The following is a 6,452-nucleotide window of genomic DNA, read 5'->3' as shown; positions in this document are numbered from 1 at the left end:
GATTTTATTTACTGATTTATTTATTTACTCCAGTTTTTCATCTGATGAATATTCCGCTTTGGCAACAGGTAGCCCATCAGTATGTTAATAATCAAAATACACTACAGTTATAGCAACAAGCATAGAAAAATAACTTAAACCAGTTTTTAAACTTATAGAAAATTAGCAATATTATAAGTTTAGTCAGTTTTTATGGCTTTCGCTAAGAGTAAATAATATTTCCAGTCAATATTACATTAATACTTTTTTATTTTTTTAAATAAATCATGTGAATATATCTCATTCTGTTTGCCGTGAGAGTTTCTTAGTTGGGGGAAATATATTCTTTGGCATATAAAATTTAATTTAAAGTGAGGAATAATTATGAAAATCTATTTATTATCTTATCAAATCAACATTGAAGAATGTTTCAGTGTTAAAAATAAATTTCATTATTTGAATTCCATTTGTATTGACTTAATAAACAAAATTTAGAAGAGAAAACTTTGTATTCTCTTACCTGGTAAGAATAGTGATATTTGCCATGCTGTATATAAAACTTTAAAGCAGCATATAATTGAGGTAATATTTGACCGGTTAAAGAATATTTCTTAAATAGAATATTTAAACATTGTAGTTCGGATAGTCATTAGATTAGTTCTCTTGACTTTTTAACCCTAAAAAACAGATCCTGAATTTCATACCTTTGAAATGATTATTTTTAAGCAGAACTAGAATTTATTAAATTAAAAAATCCCCTGAAGTTATTCGCTACAGGAGATTCAGAGAGGATAATCAGCTTTATCGATTCAATTACAGAATACGATTAATCAGCCTGTCTACCCGGATACGGCGTAAGCGACGGATAAGTTTACGTACTTTGACTGGGTAAAGTTGGATACTGTCCAGTTCCTGATAATTACTGACAATCGTAGTATGAGTACGGATACAATTTAATTCTTTTGTACGTTGTTCCTGCATTTCTTTATTAGGATCGTGGATAAGAATTGCATTTTCTAAATCCAATCCCCAGGCACGAGGATTAAGATTATTTCCTGTAATCAACTGCCATTGATTATCTACCCACACACCTTTCAGATGATAGCTGTTATCACCATCTTTCCATAGCCGTACAGTGAGTTGATTGCTGTCCACATAGAGCTGTAGCCTGCTGATAAAACGGCGCAGGTTGATTTCATATAGATATGGCAATGCACCAATAATTTTAAATGGTTCTTCCGGTGGAATATAAAAATCGTTGGCAGTTTTATCGCCAACAATAATTTCCACTTTTTTACCCTGACGAAGCAGATGAACAATCAGTCGGGCAATGATAGCTGGAAGGTTAAAATATGGAGTACAAATAACCAGCTTTTGTTCTGTGCTGGCGATAAGATGACTGATGGTTTTATTTAGAAGGTTTTTTTTCCCCAGGCCGGCAAGTGGAGTGACAGACAATTCGTCGTTCGTTGCCTGATTATCTATCTGATAAGTCGTGTGTCGCAGAGAAAAACGAAATTGACGGATCAGAGTTTTAATTTCAGGGCTACGGGGGCGATTCTTACAATTTAGTTTTTGTACCGCGCCTGTAGCGATAATGTAATTATCAACAAAGTGCTTCATTGCTTCTGCAAGCTTTGCATTATGGAGCAAGTGGTAACGATCATAACGATATTTGTCATGTTGGTGGAGATAAACATCATTAATGCTTGCTCCGCTATAAATCACAGTATCATCAAAGATAAAACCTTTTAAATGTAAAACACCCAGTGCCTCACGGGTATTTACTGGTACACCTAATACTGGAATTTTTACGTCAGAATATGTTTCTGCCATGGAACAATACCAATCGGCATTAGTTGCCATTGCAACAGCGCCAATTCGTCCACGTTGTGCCCGATGCCAGTCAACAAGAACTTTAATGTCCAGGTTCGGGCGTTGTTGTTTAGCCGCATAAAGTGCATTAAGGATATCTCTCCCTGCGTCATCGTTTTCCAGATAGAGGGAGATGATATAAATATGTTTTTCAGCATTAGCAATCTTTTCCAGCAGGGTGCTGCGGAACACTTCAGGTTGATAAAGTGTTTTAATATCAGCAACTGACTGAGGTAGCTTAGGCAGTTGTGCAAGGTGTTGTTGGTGTTTAGCTTGTTTGAATTTAGACAACATCACAGTGCGTTTTTTCTCTTATGTTGGATGGCTGAAAATACGATTATATAGAGCAATGAATCAAATGATCTGGCGATAATACCATTAGTTTGACTAATTGTGAGCATGATTTAACGCTCTGTTACCTAATGATTCAAGTCTGTGCGATTCATCACGTAGTTGATTTAAAGTTCGAGGGCTAAGTTTACAATACCATCTTCAAATTGAACATCTATGGTAAATTCAAGTTTTTTAGCCAGTTTTATCATAGTACGGTTTTCTGGCATGGTGATGGCGTTGAGGCGGCTTATGCCATGTTCCCGCGTATAATTAATCAGTTTGATCATAAGCTGATGCCCTAACGTAATTCCTTTTAAATCAGAGCGTACCAGCACAGCGAATTCTGCCTCGATATTATCAGGATCAGCTATGGCACGGGTGACACCGATAATTTCCGGGGTAGTATTAGGATGACGCACGGCAACAAATGCCATTTCACGATCATAATCAATCTGAGTCATATTTGCTAAATCATCGTGGGTGAATTCGCTGATTTCACTGAAATAGCGGTAATAAAGATCTTCTTTGGTAACTTGACCGATAAAATCTTTCAGCAGTGGTTCATCTTCTGGCAGAATCGGACGTAGAAGGCATTCTGCACCACCTTTCAGTTTTATGGTTTCTTCCAGTTCGCTTGGATATGGGCGGATAGCCAATCTGGTCCGTGGATCACCTTCTATCGAAGATAATTCCATTGAAACATCCAGTAGTGTGAATTCATCGCCGGAAGCCAGTAATGGATGAATATCTAGTCGTACGATTTGTGGGCAATCAAGTAACAGGTTAGATACTTGAACCAAAAGTCGGCTAAGTGCTAGTACATCTAATGATTGAGGGGAGCCCCTGAGTTTAATTTTTCTACTTTTAATAGCTTGAATAACCAGGTATCGCGCTAATGCCATATTAAGCGGTGGCAATGCTACGGCTGCTTGTGTTTCCGGTGACCATTCAACACCACCTTCTCCCAGCATAATCAGTGGACCAAATACTTCATCTTGTTCTACTGCAATACGCAATTCTTGTGCTCCGGCACGGTTTGCCATGCTTTGAACTAGCAGTCCCTGAACTCTTGCCTGAGGGAAATTTTGATTGACACGTTCGATAATCGCTTGAGCAGAAGCTCTGACTTCATTTGCGTTGCGCAAATAGAGCATAACCCCCTGAACTTCTGATTTATGCGGGATATCTGGTGAACGTAATTTCAGGGCGACAGGATAACCGATCTGTTGGGCAATACTGACTGCTTCATCACTGTTATGTGCAATCCAGGTTGGAAGCGTATTGAGGCCATAGGCTTCCAGAATAGGTTGAACTTCATGGGTATCCAGACGCGAATTCCCCTGTTCCAGAGCTTGTTGTATGCACTGGTGGGCGCGGGCAGTATTGGTTGTGATGTTTGCTGATAGTGCTGGCGTTTCTGTTAATTGTTTCTGATTGCGGCGATATTCCACCATATGCATAAAAGCAGTAACAGCGCCTTCCGGGGTTCGGTAAGTTGGAATACCTGCTTCACTGAACAGACGGCGGGCTTCTTGTGAAGAATACTCTCCGCACCAGTTGGTGAAGATAGTCAGCCATTTTCCCCGTGGATGTTTACGGATTATTTCGATGACTTTTGTGGCGGTTTGAATGCCGGGAGCAATTGCGCTAGGAGAATGAATAAGTAACAGAGCATCATGGTCATGGCTGTCTAGCAATGGTTTTAGTGCAGAGATGTAACGTTCCACCGTAGCGTCATCTCTTAAATCCAGTGGGTTGTGTAAGGCGATAGTTTCTGGCAGATGTGTTTTCAATGCCTTCATTGTTTCTTCACCTAACGTTGCTAACTTACCGTTACGACGAAATAACTCATCCAGCGCCATTGCTGCTGGAGCTGCACCGTTGCTGATGATAAATAGTCGCTCTCCCCGTAAAGGTGACATATGACTTAATGTTTCTACAGCAGAAAACATTTCATGTGTATCTTGCACCCGCAATAATCCAGCGCGCTGAATTGCTGCGTCATAGGCAGCATCCAGATTTTGTTGTTCACCAAGTAATTTCTGGGCCTGCTTGGTGCGGCCGCTTTTAACCACCAAAATAGGTTTATTGCGGGAAGCACTTCTGGATGCTGAAAGAAAACGACGAGCGTCATGAATATGCTCCAGATAGAGCAGGATAGCGCTGGTTTTACTGTCACGAGCCAGAAAATCAAGCAGATGATCAATATCAATATCTACACTGTCACCCAACGCGATAAAGTAGGAAAATCCGACTCCTCGGTGTTGAGCCCAGTCAAGAATCGTATTTGATACCGCCGCAGATTGAGAGATAAAGGCTAGTTTCCCTTTGAGTATTGGAACTGGGGAAAAGCTGGCGTTTAATCCTTGCCAGGGGGCTAATAATCCCAAACTGTTTGGTCCAAGTAGCCGGATACTATAGCGCTGACAACACTGTTTTAGCTCAGTAAATTGGGGCTCTGGTGAGGAAAGAATAATAACTGTTTTGCAACCAAGTTGTCCCAGTTGTTCCAGACTTTGCAAATTGCGGCTATGATGAGTACAAATAACAGCCAAATCTGGTGTGATCGGTAATTTATCTATTGAAGGATAGGCTAAAACCCCTTGAACGGAATCGTTATTGGGGGTTATCGGCAGTATTGGCCCGGCAAATCCTCCTGCAAGCAGATTGCGCATCATAACTGAACCAGCTCGTTCTGGTTTTTCTGAGGCACCAATTACCGCAATGGATTTAGGGCGTAATAAAGCTTCAAGTCCGCGCTGGCTCATCAGGAGGTTCCTTGTTAGCGATTAATTGTGGTCACTGTAACGGATTTTGTTGAGCATTGCTGTGATTTACGCTATCGAGTGATGAGGTTTACCTGCCAGATATTGTTGATGAAAATAGCTAAAATGAGTAAGCAGCCACTTCCTCAGTACAATTTCGCCGGTTCGATTGTATCGTACAGACAACTTTTTTGTGGCAGTAGACAATAAGAGCAACGTTCTATACGGCAACCACGGGCACGAAAGGGACGGGTAGAACGAGCGAGGCGCTGTTGGCGCAGTTGGAAGACGGCATTATTATTCATAAATCAGGAACCTGGGTCCTTCAGGTAAAAGGCAGGAAAAAAATTAAAGGCATATTTTAATGGATTGTGGTTGTCAGAGGTAGCTTACCATGCACACATCAGGTAATCTTCGCGCCATAAAGTAGTTGGAGGGACGAATGAACGATTCATACAGTGGTAAAAATGGCAAAGTCAAAGTGATGTATGTCCGCAGTGAGGACAATAATGACAGCCGCAGCAATAATAAACGTCCGTCGGGTAAAGGGCGCGATCAAGGTCAGCGTCGCCGAGACAATGAGCGATCATCCCGTTCTCCGCGTGTTACTGAGCGTGAAAGATCGCCCTGGAAAACAGTTTCTCGTCCTGAGAATGATTCTTTAACGCCAGAGCATGGCGGTATCAGTGGGAAAAGCCAGATTGATCCAGAGCAGCTTCGTCGTCAGCGCATGGAAGAAACCCGGATTTATGGTGAAAATGCTTGTCAGGCGATGTTTAAAAACCGTTCTGAGGCGATAGTTCGAGCCTGGTTTGTTGAGTCAGTGACACCACGCTTCCGTAATGCTCTAAAATGGATGGCTGCCAACCGTAAAGCTTATCATGTTGTGGATGAAGCTGAACTAGCGAAAGTGTCAGGGACTGAGCATCATGGCGGTGTTTGTTTTCTGATTAAAAAACGCAGTGGTTTGAATGCGGAGACCTACCTGAAAAGTGCTCCGGCAAAAGACTGTGTTCTGGCTCTTGAAGATGTGGGTAATCCACATAACCTTGGTGCTATTATGCGAAGCTGTGCGCATTTCGGTGTACAGGGTGTGATTTTGCAGGATGTGGCTTTGCTAGAATCTGGTGCGGCTATTCGTACAGCAGAGGGTGGCGCTGAACATATTAAAGGTATTGATGCTGATGGCTTTACCACTACACTGAATAAATTTCGTGAAGCTGGTTACACCATTGTGACAACATCCAGCCATAAAGGCAGCATCAATTTAGCTAAAGCTGAATTACCCGAAAAAATGGTTCTGGTACTTGGTCAGGAACATGATGGTTTGAGTGACAGCGTTTGGGAACATGGCGATATGAGTTTGTTTGTCGGGGGCACTGGTTTGGTTGAAAGCCTGAACGTTTCTGTTGCAACAGGCGTTATGCTGGCTGAGTGGTGGCGACAAAACCGAGTTTGATAGAAAAAGCGGGAGCCGTGGGTGCTCCCGTTTTGCTATTT

3 protein-coding genes and 1 pseudogene are annotated in these 6,452 nt (G+C 41.7%); 1 reads left to right on the top strand and 3 read right to left on the bottom strand.

Annotated features, from left to right (window positions below; genetic code table 11):
• Positions 1 to 792: 792 nt before the first annotated feature.
• From pssA to LGZ99_RS13085, 3 genes and pseudogenes are all read right to left on the bottom strand, one after another.
• Complete coding sequence (gene pssA, locus LGZ99_RS13095; RefSeq protein ID WP_036836850.1) at positions 793 to 2,148, bottom strand: CDP-diacylglycerol--serine O-phosphatidyltransferase; 1,356 nt, start codon at positions 2,146 to 2,148, stop codon at positions 793 to 795.
• Between the two features lie 164 nt (positions 2,149 to 2,312).
• Complete coding sequence (locus LGZ99_RS13090) at positions 2,313 to 4,955, bottom strand: bifunctional acetate--CoA ligase family protein/GNAT family N-acetyltransferase (RefSeq protein WP_021323085.1); 2,643 nt, start codon at positions 4,953 to 4,955, stop codon at positions 2,313 to 2,315.
• A gap of 158 nt (positions 4,956 to 5,113) precedes the next feature.
• Positions 5,114 to 5,257, bottom strand: a pseudogene (locus LGZ99_RS13085) (DTW domain-containing protein); the annotation flags it as partial.
• Positions 5,258 to 5,394: 137 nt separating this feature from the next.
• Between LGZ99_RS13085 and LGZ99_RS13080 the strand changes: the two are divergent.
• Positions 5,395 to 6,411 carry a tRNA/rRNA methyltransferase gene (locus LGZ99_RS13080; protein ID WP_021323084.1) on the top strand — a complete coding sequence of 339 codons (1,017 nt, stop codon included), beginning with the start codon at positions 5,395 to 5,397 and terminating at the stop codon, positions 6,409 to 6,411.
• Positions 6,412 to 6,452: the final 41 nt, after the last annotated feature.

Source organism: Photorhabdus temperata, assembly GCF_025384845.1.
GTDB classification, from domain to species: Bacteria; Pseudomonadota; Gammaproteobacteria; order Enterobacterales; family Enterobacteriaceae; genus Photorhabdus; species Photorhabdus temperata.
The sequence above is the reverse complement of the archived record's forward strand: the minus strand, read 5'-3'. Positions and strand labels throughout refer to the sequence as shown.

Coding starts and splice junctions, on each gene's coding strand:
- pssA (WP_036836850.1), bottom strand. CDS start 2,148: ATGTTGTCTAAATTCAAACAAGCTAAACACCAACAACACCTTGCACAA.
- LGZ99_RS13090 (WP_021323085.1), bottom strand. CDS start 4,955: ATGAGCCAGCGCGGACTTGAAGCTTTATTACGCCCTAAATCCATTGCG.
- LGZ99_RS13080 (WP_021323084.1), top strand. CDS start 5,395: ATGAACGATTCATACAGTGGTAAAAATGGCAAAGTCAAAGTGATGTAT.